Origin of the sequence: Nostoc sp. 2RC (assembly GCF_014222165.1) — a bacterium.
Lineage (GTDB): Bacteria > Cyanobacteriota > Cyanobacteriia > Cyanobacteriales > Nostocaceae > Nostoc > Nostoc linckia.
The window spans coordinates 1-21,520 of record NZ_JACKZU010000113.1 but is presented as its reverse complement, the minus strand read 5'-3'; the positions used below and the strand labels follow the sequence as shown (position 1 = coordinate 21,520).

14 protein-coding genes are annotated in these 21,520 nt (G+C 40.7%); 11 read left to right on the top strand and 3 right to left on the bottom strand.

The window, feature by feature from the left end:
* The first annotated feature begins 666 nt into the window (after window positions 1–666).
* The 4 genes from GNE10_RS14885 to GNE10_RS14870 all read left to right on the top strand — a co-directional run bounded on the left by GNE10_RS14885 (window position 667) and on the right by GNE10_RS14870 (window position 4,419).
* On the top strand, window positions 667–1,812 hold the full coding sequence (locus tag GNE10_RS14885; RefSeq protein WP_185565846.1) for a sulfate ABC transporter substrate-binding protein: 1,146 nt from the start codon (window positions 667–669) through the stop codon (window positions 1,810–1,812).
* A 487-nt stretch (window positions 1,813–2,299) separates the two neighbouring features.
* Window positions 2,300–3,160, top strand: a complete 861-nt coding sequence (cysT, locus tag GNE10_RS14880; RefSeq protein ID WP_185565845.1) for a sulfate ABC transporter permease subunit CysT — start codon at window positions 2,300–2,302, stop codon at window positions 3,158–3,160.
* Window positions 3,147–4,028, top strand: coding sequence for a sulfate ABC transporter permease subunit CysW (gene cysW, locus GNE10_RS14875; RefSeq protein ID WP_099071520.1), 882 nt, complete (start codon window positions 3,147–3,149; stop codon window positions 4,026–4,028). The genes cysT and cysW overlap by 14 nt, the downstream gene beginning before the upstream one ends.
* Before the next feature lie 124 nt (window positions 4,029–4,152).
* The gene (locus GNE10_RS14870) at window positions 4,153–4,419 is read left to right on the top strand and encodes an NIL domain-containing protein (protein WP_099071526.1); all 267 of its coding nucleotides are present in this window, start codon (window positions 4,153–4,155) and stop codon (window positions 4,417–4,419) included.
* A 68-nt stretch (window positions 4,420–4,487) separates the two neighbouring features.
* Here the strand turns inward: GNE10_RS14870 and GNE10_RS14865 are convergent, their stop codons facing one another.
* Window positions 4,488–5,519, bottom strand: coding sequence for a 1-acyl-sn-glycerol-3-phosphate acyltransferase (locus GNE10_RS14865; protein ID WP_185565844.1), 1,032 nt, complete (start codon window positions 5,517–5,519; stop codon window positions 4,488–4,490).
* Window positions 5,520–6,177: 658 nt separating this feature from the next.
* Between GNE10_RS14865 and GNE10_RS14860 the strand changes: the two genes are divergently transcribed.
* The 3 genes from GNE10_RS14860 to GNE10_RS14850 all read left to right on the top strand — a co-directional run bounded on the left by GNE10_RS14860 (window position 6,178) and on the right by GNE10_RS14850 (window position 11,200).
* The gene (locus tag GNE10_RS14860; protein ID WP_185565843.1) at window positions 6,178–6,432 is read left to right on the top strand and encodes a DNA-binding transcriptional regulator; all 255 of its coding nucleotides are present in this window, start codon (window positions 6,178–6,180) and stop codon (window positions 6,430–6,432) included.
* A gap of 1 nt (window position 6,433) precedes the next feature.
* Window positions 6,434–10,561, top strand: a complete 4,128-nt coding sequence (locus GNE10_RS14855; protein WP_185565842.1) for a PAS domain S-box protein — start codon at window positions 6,434–6,436, stop codon at window positions 10,559–10,561.
* Window positions 10,562–10,762: 201 nt separating this feature from the next.
* Window positions 10,763–11,200: an orange carotenoid protein N-terminal domain-containing protein gene (locus GNE10_RS14850; protein WP_185565841.1), complete on the top strand. Its 438-nt coding sequence runs from the start codon at window positions 10,763–10,765 to the stop codon at window positions 11,198–11,200.
* Window positions 11,201–11,376: 176 nt separating this feature from the next.
* Here the strand turns inward: GNE10_RS14850 and GNE10_RS14845 are convergent, their stop codons facing one another.
* Complete coding sequence (locus GNE10_RS14845) at window positions 11,377–12,303, bottom strand: phosphodiester glycosidase family protein (protein ID WP_185565840.1); 927 nt, start codon at window positions 12,301–12,303, stop codon at window positions 11,377–11,379.
* An 84-nt stretch (window positions 12,304–12,387) separates the two neighbouring features.
* Window positions 12,388–13,632 (bottom strand): DUF4912 domain-containing protein, encoded by a 1,245-nt coding sequence (locus tag GNE10_RS14840; RefSeq protein ID WP_099067632.1) that lies wholly within the window; start codon window positions 13,630–13,632, stop codon window positions 12,388–12,390.
* Window positions 13,633–14,425: 793 nt separating this feature from the next.
* Here GNE10_RS14840 and GNE10_RS14835 point away from each other — a divergent pair.
* The 4 genes from GNE10_RS14835 to GNE10_RS14820 all read left to right on the top strand — a co-directional run bounded on the left by GNE10_RS14835 (window position 14,426) and on the right by GNE10_RS14820 (window position 21,412).
* Window positions 14,426–17,776 (top strand): PAS domain-containing protein, encoded by a 3,351-nt coding sequence (locus GNE10_RS14835; protein WP_185565839.1) that lies wholly within the window; start codon window positions 14,426–14,428, stop codon window positions 17,774–17,776.
* 437 nt (window positions 17,777–18,213) lie between these two features.
* Window positions 18,214–18,711 carry a response regulator gene (locus GNE10_RS14830; protein WP_185565838.1) on the top strand — a complete coding sequence of 166 codons (498 nt, stop codon included), beginning with the start codon at window positions 18,214–18,216 and terminating at the stop codon, window positions 18,709–18,711.
* Entirely contained in the window at window positions 18,677–20,566 is a 1,890-nt protein-coding gene (locus GNE10_RS14825; protein WP_185565837.1) for a response regulator, read from the top strand. Before GNE10_RS14830 ends, GNE10_RS14825 begins: the two co-directional genes overlap by 35 nt.
* Before the next feature lie 462 nt (window positions 20,567–21,028).
* On the top strand, window positions 21,029–21,412 hold the full coding sequence (locus tag GNE10_RS14820) for a nuclear transport factor 2 family protein (protein ID WP_185565836.1): 384 nt from the start codon (window positions 21,029–21,031) through the stop codon (window positions 21,410–21,412).
* Window positions 21,413–21,520: the final 108 nt, after the last annotated feature.

Genomic DNA, 21,520 nt, shown 5'->3' with positions numbered 1-21,520 from the left:
GTTCTATATAGTAGTATTCAGAATTAGAAGTGATTTATAAAGTGAAAATAAAATTAATGTAGTGGACTGACACAGCTAAAAGAGTGCATTAGTAAACTCTTGTGGGGTGGGCATCCTGCCCGCCCGGAGAGGTGAGGACATCCATCCCACAATAAAATCTATTGCAACATTTAAGGCTTGCCACGCCACTACAAATACTTAATTTTGTTCAAAAATTTAACTAAATTTTTGTACTAAAATTTTTCCTTCCTTGATTTGGAAGTTTTTAATTAAAAGAACGCAAAAAATTACCTAAACTTTCATTAAATTTGAAGTCAGGTTCATTAACTTAGTAATTAGGTATTACAAGGGATTAGGTAATAAGAAATACAAAAAAACGCTAATATTTAGTAATTTTCCATCAGGCATAAATAATACTATTTAGCGTATCGTTTATTTCCTAGCAACTTGCTTGATGCCTAGAATGGTTGATTTTAATGAGTATTTAATATTTAAAACTTAAAGTATTTATAATTTATCACAAAACTGATACAATCACCATATTTTCGATAGATAATGTGATGATTTTGTGTATTTGTAACCAAATAGCTGCAAAAGTCTAGTAATATACTACAGTATATAACTGTATTCCCATCTAGTAAGTGTAGATTTAGCGGAGGCAATAGGATGAGTTTGTGGCAGCGCCCACTAGAAATATTACAAGCGATTGCTGAACGTAGAATTAACCGGTTCAGAGTAAATTCGCTCAAAGGATTTGTATCGCTTTTTTTGGCAGGAACAATGTTGAGTGTGGCGCTTGCCGCCTGCTCTGGTGGAGAGGGGGGCAGTTCTTCTACAGAAACTCCTAGTGCTAGTCCTGTGGCTGCAAGTAAAAGTAATGTTGAACTGACACTAGTTTCCTTTGCAGTTACCAAAGCTGCTCACGAAGCCATCATTCCTAAATTTGTAGAACAGTGGAAGAAAGACCATAACCAAACTGTGACTTTCAAACAAAGCTATGGCGGTTTTGGTTTTCAAAATCGTGCCGTCATCGATGGGTTGGGAGCAGATGTTGTTTACTTAGCACTGGCAGGAGACACCACAAAGATTGAAAAGGCTGGATTAATTCAATCAGGATGGGAAAAAGAAGTTCCCAATAACGGTATTGTCTCTAAATCTGTAGCAGCAATCATCACTCGCCCTGGCAACCCCAAAGGCGTCAAAACTTGGGAAGATTTGGTCACAAAAAATGTCAAGTTGATTACTGCTGACCCCAAAACCTCAGGCATTGCTAAGTGGAATTTCTTGGCACTGTGGAACTCCATAATTAAAACAGGTGGAGATGAGGCCAAAGCAACTGAATTTGTCACCAAAGTTTACAACAATGTACCTATCCTGACTAAAGATGCACGGGAAGCCACCGACGCATTTGCTAAACAGGGTCAAGGAGATGTCTTAATTAACTACGAAAACGAAGTTATTCTGGCACAACAAAAAGGTGAGAAAGTAGATTACGTCATCCCCGATGTGAATATATCCATCGACAATCCCATTGCTGTAGTAGATAAAAACGTTGATAAGCACGGTACGCGGGAAGTTGCTGAAGGTTTTGTGAAATTCCTATATACACCAGAAGCACAACAAGAGTTTATTAAATTAGGATTCAGACCTGTAGATGAAACTTTAGCTCAAACTAAAGAAGTTACAGATAAGTTTCCCAAGGTGCAAACTTTAGGTACAGTTCAAGATTTTGGTGGTTGGGAAGAAATTGATAAAAAATTCTTCGCAGATGGGGGTGTGTTCGATAAGATACAAGCCCAAAAGAAAAGGTAATTCAGAAAAGAATTCAGAATTCAGAATTCAGGAATCAGAATCCGAAATTGTAGTATTGTGCTTCAGCTGTTATCTACTTCTGTGCTGAAGCAAGCTGTATCTTAAGTTATGCAGAATACAATACCTAACTGAACAGGACTTACGCAAGTGTCACAAAAAATCAATTTTTTTGCTTGTAGTAAGGACTTCAGTCCTTATTAGAGGACTAAAGTACTCACTACAAACTTAAAATAATATGCCAGTTGCGTAAGTCTTACTAAATTCTGATTCCTGACTGGAGCTTTCTCATTCTCCAGCTTTGCGAGTGAACTCTTTATTTAGTTATTGAAAAGAATTCACAACCCAAAATTAATTATTCTGAATTCTGACTTCTGACTTCTGACTTCTGACTTCTGACTTCTGACTTCTGACTCCTGAATTCTGACTCCTGAATTCTGACTTCTGACTTCTAACTTCTAACTTCTTTTTAAATTTTGAATTTTTGACTATGACGACTGTATCTCCTCCTGTAGAAGTCGAACATAAAACATCATTGTGGAAGAAATTGCAGCAAGTTCCGTGGACTTGGCGAATTACCATCGCCTACTTGACGGTGATGTTGTTTATCCCCATAATTGCGATGTTTTTGAAAGCAAGTACTGAACCTCCAGCTAGGTTTTGGGCGATCGCAACTAGCGATATTGCATTAGCAACATACAATGTAACTTTTGTAACTTCATTGTTTGCTGCACTACTCAATGGCGTATTTGGTACTTTGATTGCTTGGGTTTTAGTCCGCTACGACTTTCCGTTGAAACGCTTGGTTGATGCCACAGTAGATTTACCTTTTGCCTTGCCAACTGCGGTAGCAGGTTTAACACTGGCAACAGTTTATAGCGACAACGGTTGGATAGGCTCACTGCTATCACCTCTAGGAATTAAAATATCTTTTACTCGCACAGGAGTAGCCCTAGCAATGATTTTTATCTCACTGCCTTTTGTGGTGAGAACTGTGCAACCCGTACTCCAGGAAATGGAACATGAAATTGAAGAAGCTGCTTGGTGTTTGGGTGCTTCTCAATGGCAGACATTTTGGAAAGTGATTTTGCCGCCATTATTTCCGACAATTTTGACTGGTATTGCCTTGGGTTTTTCCCGTGCAGTTGGAGAGTATGGTTCAACTGTGATTATTTCTTCTAATACACCATTCCAAGATTTAATCGCACCTGTGTTGATTTTCCAAAGATTAGAGCAGTATGACTATTCTGGTGCAACAGTAATTGGCATAGTTCTACTATCAATTTCATTGATATTGCTATTGGCAATTAATTTTTTACAAGCATGGGCAAGGCGATATGACAGTAGATAAGCCAAGTTTTCACTCATCTGCATCTGATGAAATTAAAGATACAGCCAAACCAAAAGAGCAGAAAAAGTGGGTACCAATAGTTTTAATTGGTATTGCCATCGCCTATTTAAGCTTAGTTCAATATCTGCCTGCAATTAACGTTTTTGTCCAAGCCTTCAGCAAAGGAGTCGGGCCATTTCTATCTAACCTGACACGACCAGCCTTTCTCCATGCAGCTTGGTTGACACTATTGTTGGCTGCCATTTCTCTCCCATTAAATACAGTATTTGGTTTGTGTGCAGCTTGGGCGATCGCTCGCCATAAATTTCCCGGACGCGCCGTAGTTTTAAGCATCATTGACCTGCCCTTTTCCATCTCCCCCGTAGTTGCAGGATTGATGCTTGTCCTACTTTATGGACGCAATGGCTGGTTTGGCCCTTGGCTGCAAGCACACGATATCAAAATTATCTTTGCCGTTCCAGGTATGGTACTGGCAACAGCCTTCGTTAGTATGCCCTTCGTAGCGCGGGAAGTAATTCCAGTTTTAGAGGAATTTGGCAAAGACCAAGAAGAAGCAGCCAGAACCTTAGGCGCTAAAGATTGGCAAATATTTTGGCGCGTCACCTTACCCAGCATCCGATGGGGCTTACTCTACGGTTTAATTTTGACTAACGCCAGAGCAATGGGTGAATTTGGCGCAGTTTCAGTAGTATCAGGCAACATTGCCGACCAAACCCAGAGTTTACCACTGTTTGTAGAAGACGCTTACAAACAGTATGAAACCGAAGCAGCCTTTTCTGCCGCCGTACTATTAGCCTTACTAGCAGTAGTCACCTTAGTCCTCAAAGAGATTTTAGAACGCAAAACCCGCATTAAAGATGTTGAATAGGGTGGGCATAGGGCAAGGGGCAAAGGGGAAGGGGGAAAGGAAAGATCTCTCTTTCCCCTTTAACCTTTAACCTTTTCCCTTAGCAAAGCCATCTCCCCACCTCTCCACCTCCCCACTCCCCTCTATGACTAGTAACAATACACCTACCAACAAACGAATTCGACTCAGAATTCCCAAGGACTATCATCAAGAACCTGTGATTTCTCGCCTGGTGTCTGATTACAATCTGACTGTGAATATTACGGCAGCGATTTTGGGAGCCAATGCTGTCGGTGATGGTTGGTTTGACCTAGAACTTAAAGGAACAGAGGCACAAATTCACAGTGCATTAACTTATCTCCATGATTTGGAGTTGGAAGTCTGGGACGACACAAAAACCAGTGATTGGTAAAGTTGTTTGATTGCTGTTTGCTAATTTTTCAAAAGCAATGGTATTAAACTTAACTATCTGAATCAAGGTCAAAATTGACTTAATAGCTGATTAATTTGAAGTTGTAGTTTTTCTCGTAATTTTTGGGCTTGTTGATAAACTGCTGTACGTCCTTTGTTTGAGTTTGTCCCTAATTCTGCTGATTCCAAGGGCTGAATGAAATAACGCAGACGAGTTTTCATTGCCCAAACTCCCATTGAGGGAAACAAAAGTAAGGCAAGCATTAAAGGCGAAAAAGGCAAGAATGGTAATTTGATTAGCCGTTGTAATTTGGTGATATTAAAAGTCCAAGGATGCAGAAATTCACTACCGATGCAAACTACTGGAAGAATGGGAATATGATAGCGATCGCTCAGTTGCATAAAGCTAACATCAAACTTTTGTAGTTGATGACGTTTTCTCCAACCTTTGGCAGGCCCCCTGATGCCTTCGGGTGCATAAAGAAGAATTTTACCTTGGGCAATGGCAACCTCAAAATCATTTAATTCTGCTCTCACACCACCCAATACTTGCGACCATTTAGATGGTAACCACCAAACCATCCAAGGATGATCGAATAATGCTGGATTTGCTAAGGGTTGCACTTTCCATCCTCTGGCTTCTCCTAACAAATAAGCTAAGGTCAAAAAGTCCCAAGGAAAACACATCCCGGCGTGGTTCATGGCCACAATTAATGGCCCCTTTGGTGGCACGTTTTCAATTTGCTGCAATTCTCCTCGAAAATAATATTTGACGATGGGGCCAATAACTTCTTGGCGAAAAGCTTGTTGATAATTGGCATCGAATTCGCCAACTTCTTGGCGTGGCGAACGACAACCCAAACGCAACCAACGACTCAGCATTGCTAAATAAAATCCACCAGGAATTAAAAATAATCCATATTCAAGCCAATGCCAACCATCTGGATCTTGATGATAGTGTTGCCAGTGGCGGTTAAATAAAATCAACCAGCCTGGAGGATACCAAAGACAAAACCAGTCGAACCAGCTAAATTTATAGCCTTGGACTGGTGCTTTTTCCAGCTGAGTATTGAGAAGATTTTCTGAGTGTTGATTAATCAAAATGGCAATAAAAATTAGGCAACAATCGACTTGACACTATATTTTAGCTTGACATTTTTACCATTGCATCTTACTCCAGAAGTAAAATTAATTACTCTTTTTGCATAAACAATATTTTGCATTTTTGAATAAGTCGGGAATTTCAGCCTCGGAATTTGATTTAAAAATCAAATCTCAAGTGCAATAATTTCAAATATTATGCACTTATAGCAATCTTATTTCAGTTTTAAACAATATCAATGTAGACTGTTGACTGTCAACAGTTAACAGTCAAAAATCAATAATTCTAACATGTCATATTTCCCAATTTCTTTGGGATTGCTATATTTTTAGCAATGTATAGTATTTTTAAACAATCAAATAATCTACAATAATACTATTGGTCATCGCGCAACCAAGTAAATTTTATTTTTATTTTATAAATACCCTTGGCACTTCTCTTATGTCAATAACTTTTTATTGGCGTACATTGTGGCAGTTGCAAGCGGCAGAACATTGTTGTAGTAATGCTTTTACGCTCAGCAGCAAACACTAATAACTGATGTTTGGGTTTACCAAAAGATGTAATTTACCCGTGGATAGATAATATCTGATGATTCTTAAAATTCTGCCTCAAGTCGGAGACAAATGACGTAATACTTGGCTTACTCTGCTGACTATGGAACTAGAAAAATCTATAAAAATTGCAGATTTAATCCGCGAACTTCGGCAGCAACTGAATCTGTCCCAGAAAAAGTTTGCAGCCCGTTTGGGAGTTTCCGTGCGAACAGTAAATCGCTGGGAAAAGGGATATGTGGTGCCTTCACAGATGGCACTAAAGCTAATTGAAGAAATGTTAGAGAAGATGGGCGAATCAGGGAAAAGACTAATAAAGGAGTATCTCTCTAAAATACAGCAAGGGGAGGACTCTTGATATGAGCGTCAAATTACTAGAACAATTCTTGATAATGCGCTCTCGCTCAGCAATTTATGGCGTGATGATATTGGCGGTAATAGTTGCCTTAATGATGGCGCGATTATTACAACCAGTATTCGATCCGAGTGTGTTTACCTTTTTTTATGCTGCTGTGGCGGTTAGCGCGTGGTATGGTGGCATGGAAGTGGGAATGCTAGCGATCGCTTTATCTGCCATAATCGCCTTCTACTTTCTGATTCAACCAGTCTACTCCTTTGAGATCCCAAACTTTAGCGTTTTGGTGCGATTAACAACTTTTTCATTAGTATCTTTATTAATAACTGCACTTTTCTCAGAATTACAAACTGCTAAAGCCAAAGCAGAGTCAAGTCTAAAGTTATTACAAAATAGCGAAATGCGGTTTAGCCGACTCGCAGAATCTAACATCATTGGAGTCATCGCCAGCAACCTCAACGGTGGTGTCATCGAAGCCAATGATGCTTTTTTGAAGATGGTCGGTTATACGCGAGAGGATTTGTCTGGTAAGCAAATAGACTGGCGCGAAATCACCGCGCCTGAGTTTTTGATTGTCAGTGAACGTTCCGTAGAGGAACTCAGAAGCAGCGGAGTTTGTAAACCTTTTGAAAAAGAATATATTTGCAAAGATGGTTCTCGCGTTCCTGTTTTGCTTGGTTCTGTCCTCGTAGAAGATGGCCAAGAAACCGTTATTGGCTTTGTTGTTGATTTAAGCGAACGCAAACAAGCACAAGCGGCACTACAACAAGCCAATGAGCGAGTGACGCGCACCCTAGAAAATATGAGTGATGCTTTCATCAGTTTAGACAGAGATTGGCGAATCATTTACCAAAATGCTGAAGCAGAGCGAATTAACCACAAATCTCGTACAGAAGTTCTTGGTAAGTCCCACTGGGAAGAGTGGCCAGCATTAGTAGGTACAAACCTAGAGCATCAATACCAACGAGCGATGGCAGAACAAATTCCCGTCTATTTTGAACATCATTATTATTTGCCATGCGAATATGACTTGTGGTTAGAAATTCACGCTTACCCTTGTGAAGATGGTCTCGATATTTTTTTTCGTGACATCAGCCAACGCAAACAGACACAAGAGGCGCTGCAAGAACAGGAGAGAAAATATCGCTATATTTTTGAAGCCGCAGGTGTGTCAATTCTGGAAGAAGATTTTTCCCTTGTGAAGGCAGCGCTGGATAATTTGAAAGCCCAAGGTGTGGAAAATTTTCGTGCCTTTTTTGCCGAACACCCTGAATTTATTCAACAAGCCGTTGACATGGTGAGAATTGTCAACGTGAATAATGCCGCCGTGCGAATGTTTGGCGCTGAAAATAAAAATGAACTTTTGGTTCCACTCCAACAAATATTCGTACCGGAAACCCTAGAGGTATTTATCGAAGAATTGTTGGCAATTACTGATGGGGAAACTTATTTGGAATCAGAGACAATTCTCAAAACTCTCCAGGGAGAACGTCTCAACGTCCTGTTTACCATTAGCTTTGGGTCAGAAAATGCTAAATTTGACAGCGTATTGGTAAGCATCATGAATATCACTGCTCGCAAGCAGGCAGAAGCGGCAGTTAAAGCTAGTGAGGAGCAGCTGAGGAGTTTTGTAGAAGCGAATGTAGTCGGCATTATATTTGGCGATGTGGAAGGTAGCATCAATGAAGCCAATGACGAGTTTCTGCGAATTGTCGGCTACACCCAAGAGGATTTGCGAGCTTTTAAACTACGCTGGACTGAAATTACACCACCAGAGTATCGTTATTTGGATGAACTGGCCATCGCTGAAGCCAAGTCAAAAGGAGCTTGCACTCCTTATGAAAAAGAATACATTCGCAAAGATGGTTCTCGCGTACCCGTTGTTATTGGCTACTCACTATTAGGAGAATCTCGGCACAAATCAGTGATGTTTGTTCTTGATATTAGCGAACGCCAGCAAATCGAAAAAGCTTTGCACCAAAGTGAAGAACGCTTCCAAGCTTTTATGGACAACAGTCCGGCGGCAGCTTGGATTACAGATGCACAGGGACGCGTACTTTATCTCAGCCCGACTTATTTCCGCACATTTAATTTAGCAACAAACAACCCCATTAATAAAAACATTTTTGAGCTATATCCAGCCGAAATTGCTCAGTTATTCCTCAATAATGTGAAAACCGTTACCGACACGAATCAAGTCTTGGAAGTCATTGAGTCTGCCCCACGTCCAGATGGCAGCCTTGGGGAATTTTTAGTATACAAGTTTCCCATTGCAGACCCCTCCGGACAACTGTTGGTGGGAGGAGTTGCAGTTGACATTACCGAACGCGAACGGGCCCTTAGAGAACGCCAACAAGCAGAAAAAGCCTTACAAGAACGTAGTGAAGGACTGAAGTTGCTGTTTGAAACAACCAGTGATTTGCTGTCAACCGAGCGCCCCTTGGATTTGATGAACGCTTTGTTCAGTAAACTCTCGGCGCAGATGGATTTGGATTTTTACTTTAACTATTTGATTGAAACCCACGAAAATAAAAATAAACTTCATTTGGTAGCTTGGAACGGCATTACAGAAGAAGTATTTAAAACAATTGAATACTTAGAATTTCATCAAGGAATCTGTGGACTAGTAGCCCAAGAACGGCGTCAAATTATCCTCAACGACGTGCCCCACTCAAACCATCCCCATGCACACATACTTCATAGTTTGGGAATTACAGCCTATGCAGGTCAACCATTGATTGTGCAAGGAAAGCTGCTCGGTGTACTTTCTTTTGCCAGTTGCAGGCGTATGCACTTTACTTTAGAGGAAACTGCCCTATTGCAAGCAACATCAGATCAGGTGGCGGTTGCTTTGGAACGTTTTGAATTAATGGCTTCGTTACAGCGACGAAAAGAGCAATTAATTCAGGCTAACCGCATCAAAGATGAATTTTTAGCAGTTCTTTCCCACGAACTTCGCACGCCGCTAAATCCCATCCTTGGTTGGTCAAAGATGCTGCAAACTAAAAAGTATGACGCCGCAACCACCGCTCGTGCTTTGGAAACCATTGAGCGTAATGCGAAGCTGCAAACTCAACTGATTGAAGACTTGCTGGATGTTTCTCGCATTTTGCAAGGAAAACTCAGCTTGAATGTTGCTCCTGTGAATTTGGTAGGTGCGATCGCCGCAGCTTTAGAAACCGTGCGTTTAGCGGCCCAAGCTAAATCTATCAATTTGCGATTTGTGATTTTAGATTTGGCATCAGAAAATACCAACAGAAATTTAGCATCCATTGAGTTTAATAAACAACCAGACAATCTCAAATCTCAAATTCAAGTGGTGCTGTCGGCGCACCAAGGCTACGATTCCAAATTTTTAGTAGCAGGTGATTCAGTCCGCTTACAACAAGTAATCTGGAATCTGCTTTCTAATGCCATTAAGTTTACACCCCAAGGCGGACAAGTAGAAATCAGTTTAGCTTGTGTTGATTCTCATGCTCAACTGCAAGTATGCGATACAGGCAAAGGAATTAACGCCGACTTTTTACCATTCGTCTTTGATTACTTCCGACAAGCTGACGGCGCAACCACCAGAAAATTCGGGGGATTGGGGTTAGGATTGGCCATTGTTCGTCACATCGTGGAATTACATGGCGGTACAGTAAAGGCAGAAAGTTTGGGAGAAGAACAGGGAGCAACCTTTACAGTTATGTTGCCATTGATTAAGGTTCATCTCAAGCATCGGGAAATAGATGGACAATCAAATGATTTGCCCGATTTGAGTGGGGTGAAAGTGCTGTTGGTGGATGATGAGTGCGATACGCGAGAGTTAATTGCTTTCATTTTGGAACAGTCTGGGGCAATGGTAACGCAGGTAGACTCCGCTATGGAAGCACTAAAAATTCTGCCTGATTTACAGCCAAATCTACTTGTAAGTGACATTGGAATGCCCGAAGTAGACGGCTATATGTTGATCCGTCGAATCAGAGATATGCCTCCAGAACTGGGAGGAAAAATTTTGGCCATTGCTTTAACTGCTTATGCCGCTGAAGTTGATTATCAACAGGCAATTGCCGCTGGATTCGATAAGCATATTACAAAACCAGTGGAACCAGCGAAGTTAGTGCGGGCGATCGCTAGCCTAATTTTTTGATTCCCAATTTTAGCCAGAAAATCCATACATACATTCAATTGAGCATTTTTATAAGTAGCAATTTGAGTTATCTACGATCTGTCTTCTGTAGTGAATGCCGTTCATACCATAAGTAGAGTTATTGGTTTCCCTTGATTCGTTAACTTTGATGAAGCATTGAGAATAATTTTCTCAAAAACTTAGACTTTTTTGGAGTTTTTTATGGCTTACGCAGTTAACGAAAGCACAAAACCAGCTTTAGAAATTTTTCGACGCTTCGATGTCGATACTCAACTAGGTATACTTTGGTTTGGTTACCTAGATATTAAAAACCAGTTACAACCTGCACCTCCTCCAAGTGTAGAATCCCTTGGAAAAGCAGTGTTCGATAAAATTAAAGTTTTATCTCACCAAGAACAACTGCAAGCACAACGCGATTTGCTTCAAGGTAAAGCTAATGACATCTCCCAAAGCTACAATACTCTGATTCCTAACGCTAAATTGGAAGTCTGGCTGTTGTTAGCACAAGGTATGGAAGATGGAACTATCATCCCAGTACCATCTGATTATCAACTACCAAGTGAAACTGATGAATTTACAGCAATCATTAAACAGCTAGACTTTGAACAGCGGATTAATTTCATGCTGAGTGTAGTATGAGCAACAAGTTCAATTCAAACCCCAAAACCTAGATTCTGCTGAAGTTTTTAATGAGTGAATGGGTAGATAGGTGAATTGGATAAGTTCTATAAACTCTTGTGGGGTGTGCAAAACGCACACCTGCATTTGTGGGCGGGTATTTTGTTTTACATACAAAAATAATTTATTTTTTATATTTATTTTTTATAAATTAAAAAAACTGAACCAATAGGGCCATAATTTTCTACATAAATCTTTTGATTATAATACAATCCTGGAGACATACCCCCATCAAATAAAATTCCTTCTTGAATCTTTCCTAAACAATTATTCTTAGCAATACCTTCCAAGACATTATCAAATTTATCTGGTAATAACTCTTGATTGATTGGAGATAATTTAATATCAGAATTAGCTTTGGCGTCATTCACTAATAGTATTACATAACCTTGATTAGTAATAGCTGCCATAGACCGATTAGTTGCACTTTTACAAGCAAATTCTCCTAAATCTTCACAAATATCTTTAAATTTACCCTGACGATAAAATCTACCATTACCCCCTACTAAATTGTAGTTGAGAACATTGCTGTTTCTTCTACCAGCTTGAATGGTGGCTTGTCGTTGTGTGGATAAACCTCCTGATATACCAAAGGAAGAACGTTTATTTTTAAATGCTCCTGAATATTCTATGCCACGAGAAATATTTAAGCCTTGTGGTTGATCGGCGGTATCTATATAATCGGCGTTAATTGCGGCAATGGGTAACTGTCCATTTAATTTCGCGTTATCACCAACAATGAGTTCGCGAAATTGTTTTGGGACATATTCTTTTCGTAATTTTCCTTGACCATCTTTGGCGTAGAGTTGATGAGCTAAACCAACATTCACTTTAAAATCTAATTCTGGGGATTTAGGATTAAAAATAATTACGTGGTTAATACCTTGGGAATTTTTCTGCCCTTGATTGTTAGTTTTAAAAAAATCAATACTGAATTTGGGATTTTTTCCCGGACAAGTTTGAGAAGCTTTTGAAACTGAATTAGCTGCAATTTTTTGACAACCTACTAACAAGCTAGCAGCAGCGATCGCCATAAATAACAAAAGTAAATTTTTTTTAGACATAATCATACAAAAAACCCGCTACAGAATTACTATAGCGGGGAATAATTTAAAATTTCAGTCTGGAGTTAATCTGAGAACTAAAACTTAAGAAAACCACTCTAGAACGGCTTCTTCTTTGGTGTTAGTGTTCCGGGATGGTGTTTCACGATTGAATTTCATTTGAATTGACCGAGTTTGCTCGCCATCAGCAGCCACAGCCACAATTGGATAGTCAATTAAACCATCTTGGAAGGACATTTGGAAGCGGAATGTACCATCTGGATTCAGTTGAATTTGACGGCCGCCAATGGTTACGGTAGCATCGGGTTCGGTTGCACCGTAAACAATCAGTTCAGCATCGGCTATTAACCAGAACTTGCGCGGACGCACTGGTACGGCGGAAGCTGAGAAGCCTACACCAGACATTCCCACACCGGACATGGTTAAACCAGATGTGGTGGGAACAGCCCACATACCTACACCAGAGGGGAATATGTAGGAACTGATGGCTTGTTCGTGGCGTACTGAACCAGCTTGCTGCATGGAGCCAAACAGAGAACCAGCAACGCGTTGTGCTTCGGCAGATTCCGCTAAACCAAAGATTTGGTCGTAAATGGGGTTACCGCCGCCATTTGCACCAGCTGTTGCCACTTTCTTGGCGGGTGGAACGAGTTCGTATTGAGTTTTGCCGCGCAAATCTTCTTCAAAGTTGACGGTGATGAACACATCCTCAATCCAGTCAGAAGGATATACGGGGGGAATATGTACTCTAGCGGAACGAGCCAGAATTAACCAACGACCATCAGCAGCACGGTAGCCGATATCGATGACATAATCGCGATCGCTAACTGGAACTGGTAAATACCATTCTCTTGCTAGTTCGTCAGCTGGATATTCTTGAATGCTGTGGGGACTTTGAAAATCGATATTGATGTCGGTAACATCATAAATCCGCAGTGCTAGCTGTTGTCCCCCTTGGCGGCGGAGTTCTTCTTTATGTTCATTGGGAACATCCCAGTAGGTGTAAGCCCATTGAGGATCGCGGGGTAAAAGTACAATCCGGCTTTCACCATAACCAGAAGGCAGATCTGGGAGTCCTTCATCAACATCAGCAAGAGATCCACCAGTTCGATCTTCCTGACCTAATTCAAACTTAGCTGCTTCCACGGTTTCTTGTGCCTCCAATGAACGAGATGGACTAAGCGAAATTTTGCTGCGCTGGACTTCTTGAATTGATGCCAGCAATTGGGATTTACGCATTCGGCTATAGCGAGAGATGCTATATTCGCTGGCGACTTTACGCAGTTGCCGTAAGGTCATCTCCTCTAGTGGCGGGCGTTCTTTTGCCATTACTTTGGCCTCCAGTAGTTTAAGCGGTAAATGATTTCCCCTGGTTAAAGAATGCGATATAAAATGTCATCCACTCCAGATGAATTTCTTATTCCTGACTCCTGGTTTTGCCCAGTTTTTAAGTTTTTAGTCTGTTTTTAAATTGAAGTCGTTTCCTATGAATAATCCTTTAGCTATGCCGAAATTAGCATTTCTTTGGGATCGGAGAAGCTGTATTTGTTAAGTCAATATTAACCACTAAGCATATGTAGGGATCAAGGGGTTGGAATAGATTTTTTGCCTATTCCACGAATTTATTAGCTATTGTGGGATCGCTATGTCATGTTTTTATGACATTTGAGCGATATGCATCTAATTTTTAGATATAAATGTCAAGAAATCTTGATATTTAGTTCAAGTTAGCCCAAAACATTGATGTACAAAGGACTTTTAAGTGGAAAACAGCGATTCCCACAGTAGTAGATAAAAAAATTCACAATAGTACTCAGTACAATAAGGTCTAGACCGTATTTTCAAAGTCTTAGGGACTGACAAGTAAAAAATATCCAATTAACTCTTGTGCAGCGAACAAAAGGAGTTTAAAGGGAACTCTTAACAAGCAAGAGGCAACAAAGGAGGTGTTGGAAAGGGAGTGTTACCCCGCCCGACGCAGTCGCCGGACTTCTTAGGCATCGGTGGGTTTCTAATTAAAACCCTCATTGTTAAGAGTTCCCTGTTCCCTCAACCAAAAGATCCGCGAACTCTAATTCGCCAACAGTGTCTCTGAAACTTGTTTGACAAATCACAAACACAAATGACAAACCTGATATTGGTTGTAGACGACGACCATTTAATGCGAATGTATCTGTGTCAGCTATTAAAAGAAGCAGGGTATCAGGTGGTAGAAGCGAGTAACGGTTTAGAGGCGATCGCTACCTATACTCGTCTACACCCAGATATAGTCCTGTTAGATGCCATGATGCCAGAAATGGATGGTTTTAGTTGTTGCGCTCAACTGCAAACACTCTCCGATGGCAAAGAAAGACTAGTATTAATTGTTACTGATATTGATGACCAGGCATCTGTGGAAAAAGCTTTTGCTGCGGGTGCTACTGATTTTATTACTAAGCCGATTCAATGGCCGATATTACGTCAAAGATTGCGCCGTCTTCTGGAAGCTCATCGTACTAAGCAACAATTACAACAGCAAACTGCCCAAGCACAACTGCAAGAAGCACAGCTGAGATTAGCATTAGAGTCTGCTGGTATGAGCATTTGGAACTGGGATTTTGTGACTAACGAAATTAGTTATTCAGGTAACCTAGAAACAGCTTTTGGTTGGAAAAAAGGTAGTTTTAACGATACTTATGATTTTTTTGTTAACCGCGTTCATCCCCAAGACCGGGATTTTGTCAAGCGATCGCACCAGCAAGCCATTAAAAATGGGCTAGAATACGACATCGAATTTCGAGTTATTTTGCTAGATGGTAGCATTCGCCATTTGGCAAGCAAAGGAGTTGTCTGTCGGGATGCCTTAGGGATGGCTGTGGGAATGTCTGCAATTGAGGTAGACATCACCAAGCGCAAGCAAACAGAGGAAGCACTAGAAGTTCACGCGAACCAGCAAGCAATGGTGGCAGAACTCAGTCAAATAGCCTTAGCTGGAACAGACTTAACTACATTGATGAACTTGTGTGTCAGCATCGTCGCTCAATGCTTAAAAGTTGAGTACTGTAAAGTTTTAGAACTACTGCCAAATGGTAATGCATTACTGCTAAGGGCTGGAATTGGTTGGCAACCTGGTTTGGTGGGAAAGGCCACTGTCAGCGCTTTGATGAATTCGCAAGCTGGTTATACCCTACTTTCTTGCGGCCCGGTGATTGTCAAGGATTTGCGAAGCGAAACGCGATTTAATGGGCCACAACTGCTACACGACCATCAAGTAGTGAGCGGAATTAGCGTAGTAATTCACGGTCAAGAGCGTCCTTTTGGAGTTTTAGGGGCACACACAACCAGACACCAGACTTTCACCAAAGATGAAATTTATTTTCTCCAATCTATTGCTAATATTCTCGCTGCTGCCATTGAGCGTCAACAGGTGGAAAACGCCCTCAAAGAAAGCGAAGAACGCTGTCAGTTAGTGGTGCGGGGTAGTAATGATGGTATTTGGGACTGGAACGTTCAAAATCATCAAGTCTTTTTTTCCACTCGTTGGAAAGAAATGCTTGGTTATGAAGAAGACGAAATTTCTGATTATTTTGATGAATGGGCAGCACGCGTGCATCCAGATGATAGAGGATTTGTCAGACAAGCGATCGCCGATCATTTTGCCCAAATGACTCCGTTTTTCATCAGCGAACATCGAATTCAGTGTAAAGATGGCACTTACAAATGGGTCTTGAATCGCGGCCAGGCAGTTTGGGACGAAGATGGCAATGTAGTACGGATGACTAGTTGTCATACGGATATCACGGAACGTAAATTAGCAGAAGAACAATTGCGTCAAAGCGAAGAACGCTTCCAAATTGTTGCCCGTGCTACCAACGATATATTATGGGACTGGGATTTGCTGACTAACAAGGTGTGGTGGAATCAAACTTTACAAACACTGTTTGGTTACTCCCCAGAGCAAATCAGTTTTACTGCTGATTGGTGGAGCGAACATATCCATCCAGACGACAGGCAGAGAATTGCTAACCAAGCGCGTGCTTTAATCGAGAGCGGTGAAAAATTCTGGTCAAATGAATACCGCTTTCGCCGCAGTAATGGTTCCTACGCCTACGTGTTCGATCGCGGTTACGTTGTCCACGACCAAATCGGTAAGCCAGTGCGAATTATGGGGGCCATGATGGATATTACCGAACGCCAAGCCGCACTGCGCGAACGCAACCGCGTGCAAGCAGAATTACAACGCCAAAACATGCGATCGCAATTGTTCGCTAATATCACTTTGAAAATTCGTCAATCTTTACAAATCGATGATATTCTTCAAACCAGCGTTATAGAAGTACAAAAGCTATTGCTTGCCGATCGGGTATTAATCTTGCGTCTACAGCCAAATGGCTCTTTTGTCGCGGTTCAAGAAGCAGTAGTTCCTGGTTTACCTGTTGTGATGGCCCAGGAAATTACTGACTCTTGCTTTCGCGACAATTACATCGAGTATTACCGCCAAGGCAGAATTAGTTCCATTAGGGACATCAAAGAAGCCGATCTTCAACCTTGTCATATGGAATTGCTGCAAAGATTCGCCATCAAAGCCAACCTTGTAGTGCCGATTTTACTGAAAAATGAACTCTGGGGATTGTTGATTGCCCATCAGTGCGCCCATCCTCGTGAGTGGACTAGCTGGGAAATTGAACTTTTGCAACAACTAGCAGATCAAATCGGTATTGCCTTAGCTCAAAGCCAAATTTTAGAACAAGAAATTCGCCAACGGCAAGAACTCGCCCGTTCCAATCAAGAATTACAGCAATTTGCATTTGTGGCTTCCCACGATTTGCAAGAACCACTGCGTAAAATTAAAACCTTTGGCGATCGGCTGAAGATTTCCTACGGTGATATTTTAACTGAACAGGGACGGGATTACTTAGAACGGATGCAGAATGCTGCCAACAGAATGCAGACATTAATTGAAGACTTGCTGACACTTTCGCGAGTTACCACCAGGGCCCAGCCTTTTGTATGGGTAAATTTAGCAAACATCGCCCAAGAAGTATTATCTGATTTAGAAATCTATGTCCAGCAAACTGGAGCAACCGTAGAAATCGGCGAGTTACCCACCATTCAAGCCGATCCGGTACAAATGCGCCAATTGTTGCAAAATCTCATCGGTAATGCTCTCAAATTTCACCGCCCACAAATACCACCTGTAATCAAAATTTATGGCAGCATTTTAAACAATCAAACAAATAAACTGTGTAACAGTTCTGACCTTTGCGAAATAGTTATAGAAGATAATGGTATTGGTTTTGAAGAAAAGTATCTCGATCGCATTTTCAATGTTTTTCAACGTTTACATAGTAATGGTGAATACGAGGGGACTGGTATCGGTTTAGCCATCTGTCGCAAAATTATCGAACGTCATAATGGAGCGATTGTAGCCCAAAGCACACCAGGGCAAGGCTCGAAGTTTTTTGTCACATTATCAGTTCATTCTGTCCCTTAATTTTTCTTCCTAGAGAGGGATTAAGAACAGACCAAAAAATTAGCTTAATTGTACAATTGTGCCCTTTATTTTCTGGGACTTATTGATTGTATAGATTGACTATTATGTTAACCATTAATCAGATGCGATTATTTGCCCTTTCAGACGACTAAGTAAGTTGTAGCGAATATTTGTTATCAGGATAAAGTAGGAGACTGCAAGGCAGAAGGTAGAAGAAAACATGGTTTTAGCTTAATTAACTTTTATTAACATAGTTTATTTTTTTTCATACCGACTTTCTGATTACAACATGCCGTTTATTGTTAAAAAAAGCAGCTTCTGTAGCTAAATATATTGACTGCATATTTGCATATTTTTGTCAATGTGCGAGTTGCCATCTGTGCCAAGTTAATAACTTGATTCATACTAATAAACCAATGCAAAGGAGACGATGCATAGTGAACGGTCGAGAAACAAACGTCACAATTTTAATGGCTGATGATGACGAAGATGACAGGATGTTAGTTCGTGAGGCCTTGGCAGAAAGTCAATTGCCAATTGAACTGTACATAGTCACCAATGGCGAAGACTTGATGGATTATTTATACCATCGTGGTCGATATGCCAGCGACAGCGATAAACCACATCCAGGGTTGATTTTATTAGATTTGAATATGCCGAAAAAAGATGGTTTTGAGGCACTCAAAGAAATAAAAACTGACCCCCAACTGCGGCGAATTCCTGTGATTATACTATCAACTTCAAGTACTGAAGAAGATGTATATAATACCTACGACTTAGGTGCAAACTCCTTCATCATTAAGCCAGTGACTTTTGCTTCTTTAGTTGAGGTAATGAAAACTGTAGGAAAATACTGGTTTGAAACTGTGAAACTGCCAACAGAAGTAATGGGAGACGAATATGGACAACAGCCCCATCAAAGTTCTGTTCGTTGATGATGATGAAGATGATTATATATTGACTCGTTATTGGTTCGGCGAATTCCGGGTGGCAAAGTGCGACCTAGAATGGGTGAATAATTATCAAGCGGCCAGGAGCGCCATTGCTCGGCAGCAACATGACATTTATCTAGTAGATTACCGTTTGGGGGCGCACAATGGACTAGAACTATTACGCGAAGCCATTGCCAACGGTTCTTCTTCTCCAATGATTTTACTCACAGGTCAGGGCGATTGGGAAATAGACCTAGAAGCCATGAAAGCTGGAGCCGCAGATTATTTGGAAAAAAGCCAATTAACGGCTCCTTTGTTAGAGCGTTCTATCCGCTACGCCATTGAACGGAAACAAACAGAACAGAAAATTCGCGAACAAGCTGCTTTATTAGATGTTGCCACCGATGCAATTTTTGTCCGGGATTTAGACGATAAAATTTTATTTTGGAACAAAGCTGCTGAGCAACTGTACGGTTGGAAAAAAGAAGAAGCCATTAACAAAAAGACACGAATTCTCTGGCAGGAAAAACAACTGTCTCAAGTTCAAGAAGCACTCAGTACTTTGATGAAAAATGGTTCTTGGGAAGGAGAATTTTATCAAAAAACCAAATCTGGTAAAGAAATTATTGTTGAAAGTCGTTGGACATTGGTACATGAGTTTAGTAAAAAAACACAAACTATTTTGGTGGTAAACACTGATATCACACAGAAAAAACTACTAGAAGCCCAATTTCTGCGTGCCCAGCGATTAGAAAGCATTGGCACATTAGCTAGCGGTATCGCCCACGATTTAAATAACGTTCTGGCACCAATTTTGATGACAGCTCAGCTGTTAGAGGCACAAGTTAATGATGAGCGTTCTCGGCGACTGCTGCCAATATTGATTGCTAACGCTAAACGGGGGGCAAACCTAGTCAAACAAGTATTATCCTTTACTCGTGGACTGGAAGGCGATCGCACAATTTTACAATTAAAGCATTTAATAATAGAAATTCAGCAAATTATTAAAGAAACTTTTCCCAAATCCATAGAAGTTTTTACACAAATTTCCCCAAATCTCTGGACTATATCTGGTGATGCTACTCAGCTGCATCAAGTACTGATGAATCTGTGTGTTAATGCTCGTGACGCCATGCCAAATGGTGGCACTTTAAAAATCTCTGCTGAAAACCTTTTCATTGATGATAATTTTACCAAAATGCATATTGATGCTAAAGTTGGCCATCACATTGTGATTAGTGTTGCTGATGGGGGAATCGGTATTCAACCAGAAATATTAGACCGGATATTTGAGCCATTTTTTACTACCAAAGAAGTTGGCAAAGGAACTGGTCTTGGTCTGTCTACAGTGCTTGGTATTATCAAAAGCCACGGTGGTTTTATCAACGTATACAGTGAAGCTGGAAAAGGTAGCCAATTTAAGGTATATTTGCCAGCCCAAGATGCAACGGAAACCGTAGAAGAACAACATCAAGAATTACCTCCAGGTCAAGGAGAATTAATTTTAGTTGTAGATGACGAAGCAGCCATTCGAGATGTGACAAAAACATCATTAGAAAGTCATAACTATAAAGCAATTACAGCCAGCGACGGCATTGAAGCCATAGCTTTATATGCAGAACATAGAGATGAAATATCTCTTGTCTTAACTGATATGCTGATGCCATCTATGGACGGGCTAACTACCATCCGCACCCTCCGAAAAATTAATCCAGATGTCAAAATTATTGCCGTCAGTGGACTGAGTTCAGCGGATAAAGTTGATGCAGCTTATGATATGGGAATAAAAGCCTTTTTACCTAAACCTTATACAGCTAATCAATTATTACAAACTATTAGTACAGTTAAAAAGAGTTAGGGGTTGGGAGTGAGGAGTTGGGAGTTGGGAGTTATGAGTTAAGAGTGAGGAGTTGGGAGTTGGGAGTGAGGAGATGGGAGTGAGGAGTTAAGAGTGAGGAGTTGGGAGTTGGGAGTTAGGAATTAGGAGTTAATAAAATTAAAATATTTCTAGGCTGTATTAGGTGTATATTTGGTGATGGCTTGTAACTAAAAGCATTACATTCAGTATCTAATGTGCTGCTACATAACATAGACCATAATAGCAAAGCTATAAACCATCTCAATTTATAAATCAATAAATTAATCCAAATTGAGAGTTATAATTTAATGACTTTCAACTCCTAACTCTTAATTCTTAACTTTCAACTCCTAATTCTTAACTCTCAACTCCTCACTCCTAATTCTTAACTCTCAACTCCTCACTCCTAACTCCTAACTCCTCACTCCTAACTCTCAACTCCTAACTATTATTTAACTCCCCATGACCAAAGATGAAATTTTAGCTACTAATGCAGCTTTTTATCGAGCTTTTGAAAGAAAAGATATTGAGGCGATGAGTGCAATATGGTCGCAGGGAACTGGTAGTTTTTGTATTCATCCTGGAAGTCAAGTATTGCGAGGTTGGAAAGAGATTTGCGCTTCCTGGGATCAGATATTTAAAAATACTGCTTACATCGAAATCAGCACAGATGTAATTGCCACAGAAGTAACTGATAATATTGGTTATGTTGTGCTGATAGAAAATGTATTTCAAGTGGTACGTTCTAGAAGACTTGAAGCACAATCAACAGCTACAAATGTATTTCAGCTTTTCGGCAGCAAGTGGTATTTAGTTCATCATCACGGTAGTCCGATTTTGCGGTGAATGTGGAGATGAGGTAAACGTGGGGACACGGGTGTAATTGTTCTTTGCATCTAGCTTGAACATAGGGAATGGGGAGTGGGGAGATGAGGAGATGGGGAGTGTGGGGAG